The sequence below is a fragment of the Mangrovimonas sp. ST2L15 genome (assembly GCF_001280515.1).
Lineage (GTDB): Bacteria > Bacteroidota > Bacteroidia > Flavobacteriales > Flavobacteriaceae > Mangrovimonas > Mangrovimonas futianensis.
In genome coordinates, this window is sequence record NZ_LBIQ01000019.1 from 21,413 (window position 1) to 38,111 (window position 16,699).

14 protein-coding genes are annotated in these 16,699 nt (G+C 35.9%); 3 read left to right on the plus strand and 11 right to left on the minus strand.

The window, feature by feature from the left end; all coding sequences use genetic code 11:
* Nucleotides 1-25: 25 nt before the first annotated feature.
* The 6 genes from ZA07_RS01815 to ZA07_RS01840 form a co-directional block, all read right to left on the minus strand.
* Nucleotides 26-1,360, minus strand: coding sequence for an MFS transporter (locus ZA07_RS01815; protein ID WP_053970028.1), 1,335 nt, complete (start codon nt 1,358-1,360; stop codon nt 26-28).
* 62 nt (nt 1,361-1,422) lie between these two features.
* Nucleotides 1,423-2,250 (minus strand): M48 family metallopeptidase, encoded by an 828-nt coding sequence (locus tag ZA07_RS01820; RefSeq protein ID WP_053970029.1) that lies wholly within the window; start codon nt 2,248-2,250, stop codon nt 1,423-1,425.
* 82 nt (nt 2,251-2,332) lie between these two features.
* A complete protein-coding gene (locus ZA07_RS01825) occupies nt 2,333-4,741 on the minus strand; it encodes a glycoside hydrolase family 31 protein (RefSeq protein WP_053970030.1) in 2,409 nt (802 codons plus the stop codon).
* Between the two features lie 120 nt (nt 4,742-4,861).
* The gene (glgB, locus tag ZA07_RS01830) at nt 4,862-6,772 is read right to left on the minus strand and encodes a 1,4-alpha-glucan branching protein GlgB (protein ID WP_053970031.1); all 1,911 of its coding nucleotides are present in this window, start codon (nt 6,770-6,772) and stop codon (nt 4,862-4,864) included.
* A 1-nt stretch (nt 6,773) separates the two neighbouring features.
* The gene (locus ZA07_RS01835) at nt 6,774-8,042 is read right to left on the minus strand and encodes a glucose-1-phosphate adenylyltransferase (protein ID WP_053970032.1); all 1,269 of its coding nucleotides are present in this window, start codon (nt 8,040-8,042) and stop codon (nt 6,774-6,776) included.
* Nucleotides 8,043-8,051: 9 nt separating this feature from the next.
* Nucleotides 8,052-9,458 carry a glycogen synthase gene (locus ZA07_RS01840; protein WP_053970033.1) on the minus strand — a complete coding sequence of 469 codons (1,407 nt, stop codon included), beginning with the start codon at nt 9,456-9,458 and terminating at the stop codon, nt 8,052-8,054.
* 294 nt (nt 9,459-9,752) lie between these two features.
* Between ZA07_RS01840 and msrB the strand changes: the two genes are divergently transcribed.
* Nucleotides 9,753-10,166 carry a peptide-methionine (R)-S-oxide reductase MsrB gene (gene msrB, locus ZA07_RS01845; protein ID WP_053970127.1) on the plus strand — a complete coding sequence of 138 codons (414 nt, stop codon included), beginning with the start codon at nt 9,753-9,755 and terminating at the stop codon, nt 10,164-10,166.
* 49 nt (nt 10,167-10,215) lie between these two features.
* Here the strand turns inward: msrB and ZA07_RS01850 are convergent, their stop codons facing one another.
* Both ZA07_RS01850 and ZA07_RS01855 read right to left on the minus strand, forming a co-directional pair.
* A complete protein-coding gene (locus ZA07_RS01850) occupies nt 10,216-11,148 on the minus strand; it encodes a nuclear transport factor 2 family protein (RefSeq protein WP_053970034.1) in 933 nt (310 codons plus the stop codon).
* A gap of 77 nt (nt 11,149-11,225) precedes the next feature.
* On the minus strand, nt 11,226-12,512 hold the full coding sequence (locus ZA07_RS01855) for an NAD(P)/FAD-dependent oxidoreductase (RefSeq protein WP_053970128.1): 1,287 nt from the start codon (nt 12,510-12,512) through the stop codon (nt 11,226-11,228).
* 107 nt (nt 12,513-12,619) lie between these two features.
* Here ZA07_RS01855 and lpdA point away from each other — a divergent pair, with 107 nt between their 5' ends.
* The gene (gene lpdA / locus ZA07_RS01860; RefSeq protein ID WP_053970035.1) at nt 12,620-13,996 is read left to right on the plus strand and encodes a dihydrolipoyl dehydrogenase; all 1,377 of its coding nucleotides are present in this window, start codon (nt 12,620-12,622) and stop codon (nt 13,994-13,996) included.
* Nucleotides 13,997-14,161: 165 nt separating this feature from the next.
* Nucleotides 14,162-14,707 (plus strand): hypothetical protein, encoded by a 546-nt coding sequence (locus tag ZA07_RS01865; RefSeq protein ID WP_157492026.1) that lies wholly within the window; start codon nt 14,162-14,164, stop codon nt 14,705-14,707.
* Here ZA07_RS01865 and aroQ read toward each other — a convergent pair whose 3' ends face one another.
* The 3 genes from aroQ to ZA07_RS01880 all read right to left on the minus strand — a co-directional run bounded on the left by aroQ (nt 14,708) and on the right by ZA07_RS01880 (nt 16,695).
* Nucleotides 14,708-15,130 carry a type II 3-dehydroquinate dehydratase gene (aroQ, locus tag ZA07_RS01870; protein WP_053970037.1) on the minus strand — a complete coding sequence of 141 codons (423 nt, stop codon included), beginning with the start codon at nt 15,128-15,130 and terminating at the stop codon, nt 14,708-14,710.
* 66 nt (nt 15,131-15,196) lie between these two features.
* Complete coding sequence (locus tag ZA07_RS01875) at nt 15,197-15,787, minus strand: porin family protein (protein WP_053970038.1); 591 nt, start codon at nt 15,785-15,787, stop codon at nt 15,197-15,199.
* 248 nt (nt 15,788-16,035) lie between these two features.
* Nucleotides 16,036-16,695: a porin family protein gene (locus ZA07_RS01880; RefSeq protein ID WP_053970039.1), complete on the minus strand. Its 660-nt coding sequence runs from the start codon at nt 16,693-16,695 to the stop codon at nt 16,036-16,038.
* Between the last annotated feature and the right edge of the window lie 4 nt (nt 16,696-16,699).

Genomic DNA, 16,699 nt, shown 5'->3' on the forward strand with positions numbered 1-16,699 from the left:
TGGGTTTTAGCAAACATAATAAAAATTATTCTTTTTGATATCTAGGAACCCTGAACAACAAAATTATCCCTAGTAAAAAGAATATAAACAAGAACACAATCGCATTTCTCATACTACCAGTAACTTGGTCAATGGTTCCATACAAAACCATTCCAATGACGATTCCTATTTTTTCAGACACGTCAAAAAAACTGAAGTAAGATGTAGTATCCTTGGTTTCTGGTAAAAATTTAGAATATGTAGATCTCGACAGAGCTTGAATGCCCCCCATTACCAAACCTACCATAGATGCTGTAGCGTAAAATTGGTAGGGTGTAGTTACAAAATAGGCTACAAAACACATTGTCATCCAAACAAAGTTTACAGCAATTAACGTTTTGATATTCCCAAACTTAGCCGAGGCTCTAGAAGTCAAAACAGCTCCTACTATAGCTAGTACTTGGATAACCAAAATACTCACAATCAATCCCATGGTTTTCTCTTCTTCTCCACCCCATTCAATTTCTTGCTCTCCAAAATAGGTTGCCACCAACATAATAGTTTGTACAGCCATACTATAAACAAAAAAAGCATATAGATACCTTTTTAATTGTAAGTTCTCTTTGAGAGCTCCCCAAACTGTTTTCAATTCCTTAAAACCATTGAAGAAAACATCCTTTGTAACTTTATGACCTTTGGAAACACCTTTAGGAAGCACATAAAAAGTGTATTGACTAAAGAGAATCCACCAGATCCCTACAGTAATAAAGGAACACCTCATGGCTTCAATTGCTGCTTCATTTTTTTGCTCCTCTGTGGTTCCTATATCAAACCCAAACCATTGTGGGTATAATACCATCGCCAAATTGGTTATCAATAAAAGAACACTTCCTATGTAGCCCATAGAAAATCCTTTGGCACTAATTTTATCTTGCTGCTCAGGATAGGCAATATCTGGCAAATAGGAATTATAAAAAACCAAACTGGACCAATAGCCTATTAATCCAAAAAAATAAAATAACAGTCCCCAATAAATGTGTTCTATTTTAAACCAATAAATACCAATACAACCTAAGCCGCCCAAATAACAGAAAAACTTCATAAAAGCCTTTTTATTACCAACAAAATCGGCAATTCCCGAAAGGATAGGCGATGTAAATGCAACAACCAAAAAAGCAAAAGCTGTGATAAACGAGATAAGTGCTGTGTTTTTAATCTCTAATCCAAAAATGGGTACTTGATTCCCATTAACGAAATTAAGGGTCCCATAAAATATGGGAAATATGGTTGAAGCGATGGTTAGGGTATAAACCGAATTGGCCCAATCATAAAAGGCCCAGGCATTTAATAATTTCTTGCTTCCTTTTTCAAATTGTGTCATAAAAAAAAACTGCTCATTTTATTGAGCAGCTCCTAAAGTAAGTATTATTTCTTTAACGTAATTTAAAATTTTGTTATGGGTCTGTAAGATGTCACTCCAAATTTTTGAGCTTCTGCCTTAGCCTTTGGAGCTAAAGCTTTTAAGTTTGCAATCCTGGAATCGGTAGATGGGTGAGTACTTAAAATTTCTGGAGGTGATTGTCCGCCACTTGCCCCCATTCTTACCCATAATCTTGAAGCCTCATCTGGATTGTACCCAGCGATAGCCATAATATATAAGCCTATTTTATCTGCCTCCTCTTCGTGTGATCTACTAAATGGTAGCATACCTCCCACCGTGGTCCCAATACCATAGGCTTGATTATATAAACCGATATTTTCATCATCTTGTAAAGCCACATTCAACCCTACAGCGCCAATTTGTTGTAACATACTAGCACTCATGCGCTGTTGACCGTGATTGGCCAAAGCATGTGCAACTTCATGTCCCATAATGGCAGCTATGGCAGTTTCATTCTCAGCAATTGGTAAAATTCCAGTGTAGAAGGCGATTTTCCCTCCTGGCATACACCAAGCGTTTGCCACTTCAGACTGAATTAAATTATATTCCCATCGATAATCCTTTAAATAACCTTGATACCCTAGAGCATTTAACCATCTTTCAGATGCCGTTGCAATTCTTTCTCCTACTCGTTTGATCATTTCTGCTTCAGCAGTACCTTTCACGACTTTACTTTCTGATAAGACTTGATTGTACTGTTGGAAAGATGATGGGAACAATTGGTCATTAGACACCATAGCCATCGTTTGTTTCCCAGTAAATGGATTTGTAGCGCACGATAAGAACAATAGCAACCCGCCAAAGGCTACTATTCTATTTTTAATATTCATAGTTAATGGTTTTGTGTTTTACTAAATTTACGAAAAAACCTACCTTTTGGATGGATATTAACAAAATTGTCACACTTTGAAGTTATTCCTTACCAGAAAAATCCAATTCTGTAAAACTCTCATCCACCACTATGGTTTGACAACCATTAACTTTAAGATGTTCTAATGGTTTTGATTCATTATCCAATTCGATATTGGTAATTTCAAAAGGCAAACCGTGAATTTGAATTTTGAACTTCTTGTACTCCGTTTCAAAGGAACCTTCCTTGTGTTGTTGAATAATCAACTGGTTATCTCTTCCCGTCAATTTAAATGTTCTAAGACAAAAGCGTCCTTTTGTGTAGTCATAACCATCATGTGAATCATCAAAAAATTGACTATCCTCTTTTCCTTTTTTATAATACACATCTAAGACCACTTCATCAATCACTTTTTCTCCCACATATTGTTGTACTGGATACTTTGGAATAATAGCTCCTTCTTTTATAAAAATAGGCATTCTATCAATATCTGCATCTACCCACATTTCCTTACCGCCACGTACTACGGTATCAGTCCAGAAGTTATACCATTTACCTCTTGGTAAATACATTCTTCTACCTTTTGCATTAGGTTCTAAAATAGGACAGCCCAAAATATGTTCACCAAAGACAAACTCATCTGTTCTGTAATGAGTGTGCGAATCTTCTTGATCAAACATAACCAAGGACTTTACCATTGGTGTTCCTTTTTCCACATAATGCCAAAAAGTGGTATATAAATAAGGTAATAATTGGTAACGAAGTTCAATAAATTTCTTTACTATCTCTGTCACATCCTCATCAAAAGTCCATGGCTCTTGATCTCCATGATGTCCTGAGGAATGCACTCTAAAAAATGGATGAAAAACACCCAATTGAATCCATCTAGCAAAGAGTTCGCCGTGTGGTTGTTCAGCAAATCCCCCTATATCACTACCGGCGAAAGAAAATCCTGACATGGCCATACGTTGCACTTGGATATTGGCCACCCATAAGTGTTCCCAATTAGCCACATTGTCACCTGTCCAAGTTGAGGTATATCGTTGTGTTCCTGAATAAGCTGCTCTAGTAATTACAAATGGACGCTTTGGATAAGAAAACTTCTTCAATCCTTGATAGGTCGCCCTTGCCATTTGCATACCGTAAATATTATGTGCTTTTCTATGACTGCATCTGTTACCTTCATAATCATGTCTTACATCATCTGGAAAGGTTTTATTAGGCACTTCCATAACAGCGGGTTCATTCATATCATTCCAAACCCCTTTAATTCCGATATCCTCTATGAGTTCTTTGAACAAACCAGACCACCATTCTCTAACTTCTGGATTTGTGAAATCTGGAAAATAACACTCTCCTGGCCAAACTTTCCCTTTCATGTATGGTCCATCGGCACGCTTGCAGAAGTAATCATTCTCCAATCCTTCCTGATAGACCCAATAATCTTTATCTACTTTTATTCCCGGATCGATGATGGCAACCGTCTTGAATCCTTCTTTTTCCAATTCTTTCACCATTCGTTTTGGATCAGGAAAATAGTCCTTGTTCCAAGTAAAGCAACGGAAACCTTCCATATAATCGATATCCAAGTAAATGGCATCACAAGGAATTTGAAGTTCTCTAAACTTTGAAGTAATTTCCTTAACCTTACTTTCTGGGTAATAGCTCCATTTACATTGATGGAAACCTAAAGCCCATAAAGGTGGTAATTGGTGTGGCTTTCCAGTTAAATCTGTATAGGCTTCTACTACGTCCGTCATTTTAGGTCCGTAGAAAAAGTAATAATTCATTTCACCGCCCTGTGCCCAAAAGCTTGTCACATTGCGTCTTTCCTGAGCAAAATCAAAATAGGAACGGAACGTATTGTCAAAAAATACGCCGTATGCCTTTTTATTGATTAACCCCGTGTAAAACGGAATTGCTTTATAAATGGGATCGGTATCTTTTCCGAAGGCATAAGAATCTGTAACCCAGTTCTCATAGCGTCTTCCTTTCAGATTAAGGTGGTTGGGTTTATCACCCAATCCATAATAACTTTCCCCTTCTTGGGAAACTTTACTCATTTTTACAATATCACCACCAAACTCATAACTTTCTTCCCAGTGGAAACCCAATTCATCTTGGTTGATTAAGGTTTGATCCTTACTATCATAAAGTTCAACCTTTAGATTGGCCTTGGATACTTTACAAATAAGTTTTGAGGTGGTAATAATATAACTGTTTTCTGCCTCTTCAATTTCCAATTGGTTGTAACCAGTACTGGCATACTTGGTGATGGCATATGAAAAATCTGGAGAAAAGATTCCAGTAGTTGAATATCTAAATCTTAAAACACTGTCCCTTAGTATTTGAATTTGAAGTGCGACATCATTTTCAGTAGTAAATACCAAGGTATCAACATCTTTAGTATAAGAAACTATTTTAGAGGGAAACGTATTTCCTTTTTGCTCTAACTCTGTATTAATAATCATAACCTGACATTGATTAAATAAAAATATTGTAAAAGAAAACAATTGCTGTCATAAAAAAAACTGCTTATGTAGAAACATATGCAGTTTTTATTAACTATAACGTTTGAAACAAGTTAATTATCATTTTTCATATTTAAAAGCTACCATGGCCAAGGGTGGTAAATCAATCACAACAGAATATTTCCTAAAATGCCATGATTTGGCTGAAACCGACTTTGTCGGATTTTTATAGTTTCCTGTTCCGCTATATTTTTCCAAATCACTATTAAAAACTTCTTTGATTTTTCCAGTTTTTGAAAGACCTATTCGATACTTTTCCCTTGGTACCGGCGTTAAATTACAGACTACAATGACATCTTCCTTTTTATTCTCCCCTTTTCTTATAAAAGATAAAACAGAATTTTCATGATCATTGTAATCAATCCATTCAAAACCATCTTGAATAAATTGTGTTTTATAAAGTGCTGGTTCTTGCTTGTAAAAAATATTCAAGTCTTTAATCAATAATTGAACACCTTTATGGACTTTATAATCCAATAAATGCCAATCCAAACTCGATTGAAAATCCCATTCATCATATTGACCAAATTCATCTCCTTGAAACATCAACTTGGTTCCTGGATGGGCAAACATATAACTATATAGTAGTCTTAAATTGGCAAACCGTTGCCATTCATCACCTGGCATTCTACCTATTATAGAGCGCTTTCCATGTACAACTTCATCATGAGATAATGGCAACATGAAATTCTCTGTAAAGGCATAAGTCATGGAAAAAGTAATATCATCTTGATGATATTTTCTATGAACCGGTGCTTTTGCAAAATATTCCAAAGTATCGTGCATCCAGCCCATCATCCATTTCATTCCAAACCCCAATCCTCCTAAAAAAACTGGTTTTGAAACTCCTGAATAAGCCGTAGATTCTTCGGCTATCGTTTGAACGTCTGGAAAAGAGGCATATACTTCTTTGTTTAGATCTTCAAGAAATGAAATAGCATCCAAATTTTCATTGCCACCAAATTGATTCGGTTCCCATTCACCTTCTTCTCTACTATAATCAAGATAAAGCATAGAAGCAACAGCATCAACCCTTAGGCCATCAACGTGATATTGATCCAACCAAAATATGGCATTACTAATCAAAAAGGATCTGACTTCATTTCTACTATAATTAAAGATCAAACTTTTCCAATCAGGGTGGTACCCTTTTCTTTTATCTGGATGTTCATAAACACAGGTTCCATCAAAATTTCCTAAACCATGTGCGTCCTCTGGAAAATGAGAAGGCACCCAATCCAGAATAATACCAATACCCTCTTGATGTAGTTTATCAACTAAAAATTTAAATTCTTCTGGGTACCCAAAACGGGACGTTGGTGCAAAATACCCCGTAATTTGATATCCCCAACTGGGATCAAAAGGATATTCCATAACCGGCATCAACTCAACATGTGTAAAGTTCAAATCTTTCACATAAGCAACCAACTCGTCAGCCAACTCAAAATAGGAAAGTGAACGGTCTTCTTCTACCCTTTTTTTCCAGGATCCCAAATGCACCTCATAAACTGAAAATGGCGATTCTAAAGAATTATGATTCTTTCGGCTTTTCATCCACTTGGCATCTTTCCATTTATAAGAATCTTCCCAAATAACAGATGCAGTACTTGGTGGATGCTCACATCTTCTGGCATAAGGATCGGCTTTCTCAGTAATGATTCCGTTATGGCTACTGTGAATTTTGTATTTGTAAAGGTTGCCTTTTCCTATTCCAGGGATAAAACCTTCCCATATACCACTACCATCCCAACGAACCATTAATTCATACTCACCATCCTTCCAAAAATTGAAATCGCCAACAACAGATACCTTTTTTGCTCCAGGAGCCCAAACCGCAAAATATGTTCCTTCTATTCCTTTGACCTCAGTAATATGGGATCCCATTTTCTCATAAAGTCTGTAATGTTTTCCAGCTTTAAAAAGATTGATATCAAACTCTGTAAATAAACTAAAGGGAGTTACTTTTGCCATATTATCCAATTACTGTTCCAGAAGGTATCACTACTCCTTTTTTAAGAACCACTATTCCATCCTTGATTACATATAAATCTGTTTCACCATCTTCCAAATGTGAGCCTCCATTAATGGTCACATTATCCCCAATTCTGCAATTCTTTTCAACGATTGTATTATTTATATTGCAATTTTCACCTATACCGGCTAAAATTTCAATATGCTTTCTTTCTATTTCTTCTAAGGACTCATAAAAGTCGGTACCCATCATGTAAGTTTTGGTTACCACGGAACCTTTTCCAATTCTAGATCTAATCCCAATGACTGAAGAAGTGATTTGTTTGGCATGTATGATACATCCTTCACCAATAACTGCCTTATCTAAATGAGTCCCGGCAATTTTGGAGGTTGGTAAAATACGTGCTCTGGTATATATTCTTTGGTCGATATCATATAAGTTGAACTTAGGAATATCATCCGTTAAACCGATATTGGCCTCAAAAAAGGAATCGATATTCCCGATGTCAGTCCAATAACCTTCAAATTGATAGCTACAAACCTTTTTATTTCCAATAGCTTGCGGAATAATTTCCTTTCCAAAATCAACTGTTGATGGGTCATTCATTAAATCGACCAGCAATTGTCTGTTAAATACATAAATCCCCATACTTCCAAGATAATGTCTTCCCTCAGCTTCCATTTCTGGACCCGTTGGTGACGTCCAATCCGGTAATAAATCACTGGTTGGCTTTTCTGTAAAAGAGGTTATATTATTCTCCTCATCAGTTTTCAAGATTCCAAAACCTGGGGCATCTTTAGCATTCACTGGAACGGTACCAATAGTAATATCTGCCCCAGTGCTGATATGCTGTTCAATCATTAAATTGTAATCCATATGATACAATTGATCTCCAGACAAAATCAAAAAGTAATCAAACTTATGTTTTGCAAAGTGATGCATACCTTGACGCACTGCATCAGCAGTTCCTTGATACCATGTTTTATTCTCTGGTGTTTGTTCCGCTGCCAAAACATCGACAAATGCCGAACTAAAAAAACTGAAGTGATAGGTGTTTTTGATATGTCTATTAAGAGAGGCTGAATTGAACTGGGTCAATACATACATCCTTTTAATATCAGAGTTGATACAATTGGAAATAGGAATGTCTACCAAACGGTATTTTCCTGCAATTGGCACTGCTGGTTTGGATCGACTATCTGTAAGCGGGTATAACCTTGTTCCTTGACCTCCGCCTAAAATGACGGATAATACTTTCTCATTGATCATAATAGCTTGTTAATTTAAAGATTTATATAATTTCAAATATTGTTTGGCTGATGCATTCCATGAATGGTCAATATCCATCATGACTTTTTTAACCTTTTTAAAAGCGGTTGTTTTCTTATAAAACTGGGTAGCTCTTTCTATGGAGAAGACGATATCATGAACAGATGTTTCATTGTGGCAAATACCAAAACCACCATCACCTATATCAATAACAGTATCTTTTAAACCTCCAACCCTTCTCACAATTGGAACCGTTCCATACCTAAGGGCATATAATTGATTTAATCCACAAGGCTCTACCCGAGATGGCATCAACAAGAAATCTGCACCAGCATAAATGATATGAGATAACTTTTCGTCATATCCTATAAAGGCATTATAACTCCCAGCATATTTATTTTTTAAATTATCTAATTGTTCCTCTATTTCCTTGTGACCAGATCCTAACACCAACACATTAATATCGTTAGATTCTAAACCTATTTCAATAGCTTGAGGCAATAGATCTGCTCCTTTTTCACCTACTAATCGACCTATGAAAGCAAACAATGGTTTTTCATTATCCAATCCAAATTTATTACAAAGCCAATCTTTATTTTCTTGTCTGCCCACATGCACGTTCCTTGCGGAATAATTTTTGACTATAAATTCATCTGTTTCGGGATTCCAGACTTCATCGTCTATACCATTTAAAATACCTACACATTTGTCCTTTTCTTCACTTAATAGACTTTCCAATCCGTTAGCAGCATGTTGTAATTCTTCCATATAACTTGGAGAAACAGTGGTAACTGCCCAAGCACATTTAATACCCGCCGCCAAAGGATTAATTACTCCGCCCCAATCCAACAAACCAACTTTTTCAAAATCAAAAGGAGGAATATAACTCACCTTATCATGTGAAAACCAACCTTGATATTGTGCATTGTGGATTGTCAAAATAACTGGAATATCTTTTAAGTTTTTATATTTCAAAGATTCTTGAAGCATAAATGGAACCAACCCTGTATGATGGTCATGGCAATGTATGATGGAAGGCTGTTTATTCAACGTTAACAACCAATCTAAAAAGGCAATTTGAAAAGCTAAAAATCGATCTGTATCATCAAAGGAGTAAACAAAATCCTTGTAGAGTAAATCTGGAACATCTATGAAGAACACATCAATATCCAAAATATCTGTGTCCTGTAATTTCAAAACACTAAACGAATGACTTATGCCTCCTAACAATAATTCCGAATCATAGATGCTCTCAAAATGATTTGAATTAGTAAACTTATTCTCATAGAAGGGCATAATTACCGAACTTTCAACTCCTTGGTTTTTTTGATATTTAGGCAAAGCCCCAACCACATCTGCAAGACCTCCTATTTTAGCAATAGGGTAACACTCGGCACTTACATGTAATACTTTCATTTTAAGTAAATTGGAATTAATTAAGGAATAAATTAAAAATGGCTAGAACTATCAAATTGGTATGTTTTATCCACTTTTTTTACAGATTTTAAAATTTAAACTGAATGAACATTATAAATTTAATAAATTATGTGGTTAATAAGAAGTTATTTCCGATTAATTAAACTTAAAATCTACGTTAGGTATTTCCTACATATACGACCAAACAGGTAAACCATAAACCTCATGAAATATTTACCATTTTTATTAGCTATTTTTATTTTTACCAATTGTCAATCTCAAGAACGTAAAACCATGACCGAAAAACCAAACTATACCGTTCAAAAAACGGATACAGAATGGAAAAATGAGCTAACTGATGAACAATACTATATTTTAAGGCAAAAAGGAACCGAGCGTCCTAATACAGGAAAATATAACCTTCATTTTGAAAATGGCACCTATTATTGCGCTGGATGTTCCCAAAAGTTATTTGAAAGTGATAGTAAGTTTGAGTCTCATTGCGGCTGGCCAAGCTTTGATAAAGCCATCAAAGATGCTATTGTTTATAAAGAAGACCGAACTCATGGGATGGTGAGAACAGAAATTTTATGTTCACAATGTGGCGGACATTTGGGGCATGTGTTTAATGATGGCCCAACAGTTACCGGTTTGCGCTATTGTGTTAATTCTGGAAGTTTGGATTTTGAAAATGGCACCAAAGAATAAAAAAAAGCCTTCTTTTTTAAAAGGCTTTTTTTAACTATTATTTTTACACTTACTCCTTCATTGAACTCAAAGTGTAGTAACCTGATTCCCTTGTGATTTTTCCATCATCATTAAAATAGTGGATGAAGAAAATAGGAATTTTATATTTTTTCCCATCAGACTTGCGTTTGATTCTAAAATCCCACCAAGATTGAACAAGTTTGGATTTCCCTATCTCATATTCCAAGTAATCGGGGTAACCTCGCATATCCATTCCCTCAATATCATAACCCTTTAAGAATTCATAAAAATGTTCTTTTTCATCTTTTGTAGTTCTAAATTCACCCTCTTTCATGTCTAAACTGGTAAATCGGGCATCATCAGTAAAATAGCTAAAACCTTTATCAACATCACCATTCTCCAAGGCGCCTACCATTTTACGAACGGTATTGATATTCTCATGTTGGTTGTAAATCGTTCCGTTTGTTCTCGGGTTAAAAGCTTCCCTGTTTTTCATCCAAACAGCATTATCATCATAAGTAATCAACATCTGAATCTTGTTGTTATCATCCATTTTATACAAGCGATGAACAGGCATATTCAATTTAACTCCCGTTTCTTTATCCATGCCTTTTAACATATCCCACGTTTGTACCCATAACCCAGATTCATCCTTTTTATATTCTAAGGCATCTGGATAAGCACCGGGGAAACGTTCTAAACTCATATAATCCGTGTATTTCTGCCAACCCTTGATCGAGTTTAAAAATTGGTCTCTCGTTCTTCCCTCATAATCGGGGTTTGAATTAAAACCATCATACATTTTAAAATCACTAGTTAGATAAGAAGCCACTTTGGCACTGTCACCTGCAACAAAGGCTTGTTGCATTTCTTCGACCACGCTTATAGCAGGATGCTGGTCATAAATAGTTCCATTTTTTTTCATTTGGGGATACATAACCATGGTGAAGATCATCACCATTGGAAGGATAATTTTTTTCATCGAATAAAATTTTAGTTAGTATCTCCCTATAAAGTTAACCAAAAAACATTGTAAGTCAGAATTTTACAACAAATTTTTCAATCCCGATACTTCCTTTTTTTAAAAGGTCTGATAATTAATCGCGCCTCCCTATCAAATCGAATGTAATTATATACCCAGTTTACGAAGACCACTACCCGATTTCTAAACCCTATTAAAGCATATAAATGAACCAACATCCAAACGAACCACGCAAAAACCCCTTGAAACTTCCAATGTTTTAAATCCACTACGGCTTTGTTTCTTCCTATAGTTGCCATAGCCCCCTTATCCTTATAAACAAATGGTTTTAGAGATTTCCTTTCAAGCAATCGTGTGATATTCTCTCCCAATTGCTTTCCCTGCTGAATGGCCGGTTGAGCCATCATAGGCAAACCTTGCGGAAATTCTTCACTCACCATACAAGCTACATCTCCAACAGCAAAAATATTTTCAACCCCTTTCACCTGATTGTAGGCATCCACTAAAATTCTATTGCCTCTATTTACAAAGTCCTCACTATCCAATCCTTTTATAGATGCCCCTTTCACACCTGCTGCCCAAACCAGTGTGGCAGCCTCAAAAGAAACATCTGTATTGGTAGTGACCAATTGGCCATCATAACCCGTCACGCGTAAATTTTTCCAAACATTGACTCCCAAATCCTCTAAAAATTCTTCAGCTTTTTCTGAAGCTTTTTCACTCATTTCCTTAAGCACCCGATCACCCGATTGAATTAAATTAATCTGAACCATTCTTGTGTCCAAATCGGGATAATCTTTTGGAAGTATCCCTTTCTTAATCTCCGCCAAGGCCCCTGCTAATTCCACACCTGTTGGACCTGCGCCAACGATGACAAAATTCATCAGTTTATTGCGTTCATTTAAATCGGAAGTCAACAAGGCATCTTCAAAGTTTTCCAACATTAAACTACGCAAATTCAAAGACTGCGGAATAGATTTCATAGCCATCGCATGGGTTTCCAAAGCTTGGTTGCCAAAGAAATTAGTTTCTGAACCCGTGGCAATGACAAGATAATCATACTTTAAACTCCCTATGTCTGTAAAGATCTTTTTAGCTTGTACATCTATCTCTTCCACATGAGCTAACCTAAAAAGAATATTAGGATAATTTTTTAATACTTTCCTTAGGGGATAAGCTATAGAATCTGGCTCTAATCCACCGGTAGAAACTTGATAAAGTAACGGTTGAAATGTGTGATAATTATGCTTATCCAGCATAACAACTTGGGCCTCCTTACCCGCTAACTTCTTAGCTAAACTTAAACCGGCAAATCCGCCGCCAATAATCACGATTCGGGGATAACTCAATCGAGGTATATTCATAGATGATGGCTTTCCTAACAAAGGTATCATTTTTTTAAATGGTAAATTCCTTTTTAGCTTTAGGTTTCGTACCTTCGTAGCTTCTAAAAATGACAAAATAATTTCTCATGAGTAAATACGATATTATTGTTCTAGGTAGTGGTCCTGGAGGTTACGTTACTGCCATTAGAGCATCACAATTAGGGTTTAAAACAGCCATTGTAGAAAAAGAAAACTTAGGAGGGGTATGTTTGAATTGGGGATGTATTCCTACCAAAGCCTTGTTGAAGTCGGCACAAGTTTTTGAATATTTAAAACATGCTGGAGACTATGGTCTTTCCGTATCAGAATATGATAAGGATTTTGATGCTGTTGTGAAGCGTAGCCGAGGGGTTGCAGAAGGTATGAGCAAAGGTGTTCAATTCTTAATGAAGAAGAACAAAATAGACGTTATTGAGGGATTTGGGAAGCTAAAACCAGGTAAAAAAATAGACGTTGATGGTACTGAATATAGTGCTGATCACATTATAATTGCTACTGGTGCACGTTCTCGTGAACTACCTAGCTTACCACAAGATGGAGAAAAAGTAATAGGTTACCGTGAGGCTATGAGTCTAAAAACACAGCCTAAGAAAATGATTGTGGTAGGTTCTGGAGCTATTGGAGTGGAGTTTGCTTATTTCTACAACTCTATGGGAACAGAGGTTACCATCGTTGAATTTATGCCGAACGTAGTTCCTGTGGAAGATGAGGAAGTGTCTAAACAGTTGGAAAGAAGCTTCAAGAAAAATGGTATCAAAATCATGACTTCTGCCGAAGTGACTAAAGTGGATACTTCTGGAGACGGTGTGAAAGCTACGGTTAAAACCAAAAAAGGAGAAGAAGTTTTAGAAGCTGACGTGGTACTTTCTGCAGTTGGAATCAAAACAAACATTGAAAACATAGGGTTAGAAGATGTCGGGATTGTAGTTGACCGCGACAAGATTCTAGTTAACGATTTCTATCAAACTAATATTCCAGGATATTATGCCATTGGAGATGTGACTCCAGGACAGGCATTGGCACACGTTGCCTCTGCTGAAGGAATTCTTTGTGTTGAAAAAATTAAAGGGATGCACGTTGAGGCATTAGATTACGGGAACATTCCTGGTTGTACCTATTGTGCCCCTGAAATTGCATCAGTAGGTTTAACTGAGAAAGCTGCCAAAGAAAAAGGATATGAAATTAAGGTGGGTAAATTTCCTTTCTCTGCTTCAGGAAAAGCAAAAGCTGGTGGAAACAGTGATGGATTTGTAAAGGTTATTTTCGATGCCAAATATGGCGAATGGTTAGGATGTCACATGATTGGTGCTGGTGTTACAGATATGATTGCAGAAGCCGTTTTAGGTAGAAAACTGGAAACCACTGGACACGAAGTATTAAAAGCTGTCCACCCTCACCCAACCATGAGTGAAGCGGTTATGGAAGCTGTTGCAGCTGCTTATGACGAAGTGATCCACTTGTAAATCAAATAATAATTTGCATGTAATTATTAAATAATTTTAAAAAGCCCCATATTTAGGGGCTTTTTTAGTTTTAAATCAACACATTACATGAGACCTGCCTTTTTTGTTTTCGCAATTGCTTTACTATTTATTTGTTGCAAATCCTCACACATCCAAAGCAAAAAATTGGGCAATAAACCTAAATTACCACGTGCCACCTATTGTGAGGATGATATTAAGCTGAATGATCCAGATAAAAACGACTTTAGTAATTTATTAAGCTTAGATGATCTGGCTTTCTCTACGGCTTATACTCTTATCTATAATCCCACCGATTCCATTCAAAAAGATTCCCTGAGATTCAAAATAGCTCATTTGACTACAGACCTAATAAAACAGCAGTGGCCAGATTTACCAAAAATCGAAAATCATAATTTGTTAAGTAAAACCTATAATCAAGTTATGTTTGCCACCAGCCCATTGAAATTCTACAACAAACGGAAGGTTTCATCAGATCTTATGGTTGAGAGCCAATTCCAAAATCTCTTTATAGAAATTATATTTTTTTCAAAAAATCAATCCAACAACACGTCAGTCAATATTTTTGTATTTGACACAAAAAATAACTTGAGGTATCTAGACCAAATGAATTATTCATGTGATGTCAGGGATTTTGCATCCCTGGAAAAGGTTTTGTCTTATGGATTACAGAAATTAAGAACCAAATTTTAGCTAAAAAAAGCTCTGAATAGCCAATTCATAACTTTGTAATCCAAAACCAACAATGACACCTTTAGCATTGGGAGAGATAAAAGAAACGTGTCTAAATTCTTCTCGGTCAAAAGTATTGGAAATATGTACTTCAACTACAGGTGTTTCTATTGCGGCTACAGCATCCCCAATACCTACTGACGTATGGGTAAAAGCTGCGGCATTTAAAACAATGCCATCGTAAACACCATCAAAACCTGCTTCCTGAATTTGACTAATAAGTTCGCCTTCAATATTGGACTGAAAATGATCAATTTGCAAGTTGGCATACTTTTCCCTTAATTCTTCAAGAAAGTCTGTAAAACTTAAGCTACCATATATTTTGGGCTCTCTTTTCCCTAAAAGATTTAAGTTGGGCCCATTGATGATCATTATTCTTTTCATAATATAAATGTATAAAAAAAGCTAGAGTTTTCACTCTAGCTTCAAAATTGAGATATATTACTTAAACTATAAGGTCACTACAAGTCCAAAATTGGCAGATACTCTAAAATTGGTAATGCTGTCTTCAAGAACATCATTCTTGTCCATATTCACAAATCCTTTGTAGCCTTGTATGTCCACAAACCATTGCATAAACTGGCCTAAAGAGAACATGCGACCTACTCCAACACCTAATCCAAAATCTACAGGTGCTATGTCGTCGTTAATATTAATTAATTCATCGTTGGGTCCTCTGCATTCGGCATTAGCCAAAAAGCCAATAGAAGGACCAAAATTGACATACCATTGTCTTTCCCATCCTAAATGGACATTGGCATTAAGAGGTATGGTAATGAAACTTAACTTGTCGGTATAACCGTCTTTGGTCTTGGCCCCCATAGGTTCAAAGGTTAAACCAGTACGTCCGCTCCAGTTGTCACTAAAGTAATATTCAGCTATAACGCCAAAATGGATAGAATTTCTTGTTTTGTAATCGCCTCCACTGTAAGAACTCATATTGAATCCTGCTGTGGGTGCTAGTGTTATATCCCTATATTCTGGTTGTGCCATGAGGGAGAAATAACATAAAAAAGCTAAGATTGGGGCAACTTTTTTCATGAATAAATAGGTTTTTAAGTGTCAGCAAATATAGCGAGATTTTCGACAAAAACAATATTTTATCGATTTTTTTTGCATTACAACGAGTTTAATATTACAATATGTAACTATTTTCTTTCAACATAAAATTGATTAAATACTCGATTAAGGACAAATTACTCAAAACGAGCTATTTGTATCCCTTAAACTAAAAAGCAAAAAAAAACCGAAGCTAATGCCTCGGTTTTAATTATTTGAAAAATGATGCTTTAGAACATGAAACCAACAGATACTTGGATGACACTGTTTTTGATTTCAAAATCATCTGAATCTTCTGCATCATTCACATTTACAAATCCAGCATTGTATCTAGCACTAAATTCTAAACCATTAGTCATTCTATATCCTAATCCAATATGTCCACCAAGATCTATAGGTAGTACATCATCTTTAATATCTTCATCACCAGACCCTGAATCAGTACTATCAAAACCACCTCCAGATACAGACTCTGTAAACTCATACTCACTTTTTGCCGATGCTAAAATACCAACTTGAGGTCCTGCACTTGCATAAAAACCGTTTACGATATAATACTTGAAGCTAAATGGGATATTAATGTAATCAAAACGGATATTTTCTTCTGCTTCATATCTATAAGTTACACCATTAAAAGTTTCAGATTCAGAATCACTGTACTTAGTTCCCTGTCTTGAATACAAAAGTTCTGCTTGTACAGCCATTTTCTCGTTAAATTTAAATTCTGCTGCTCCACCAACATGAAATCCAACTTGCATGTCATTATCTTCAATATCTCCAGTTAAAGTAGCGAAGTTCACACCTGCTTTAGGGCCAAAGCTAAACTCCTGCGCATTGATAGATGTACATCCTAATGTTGCAACACATGCCGCGAAAAATAATTTTCTCATAATA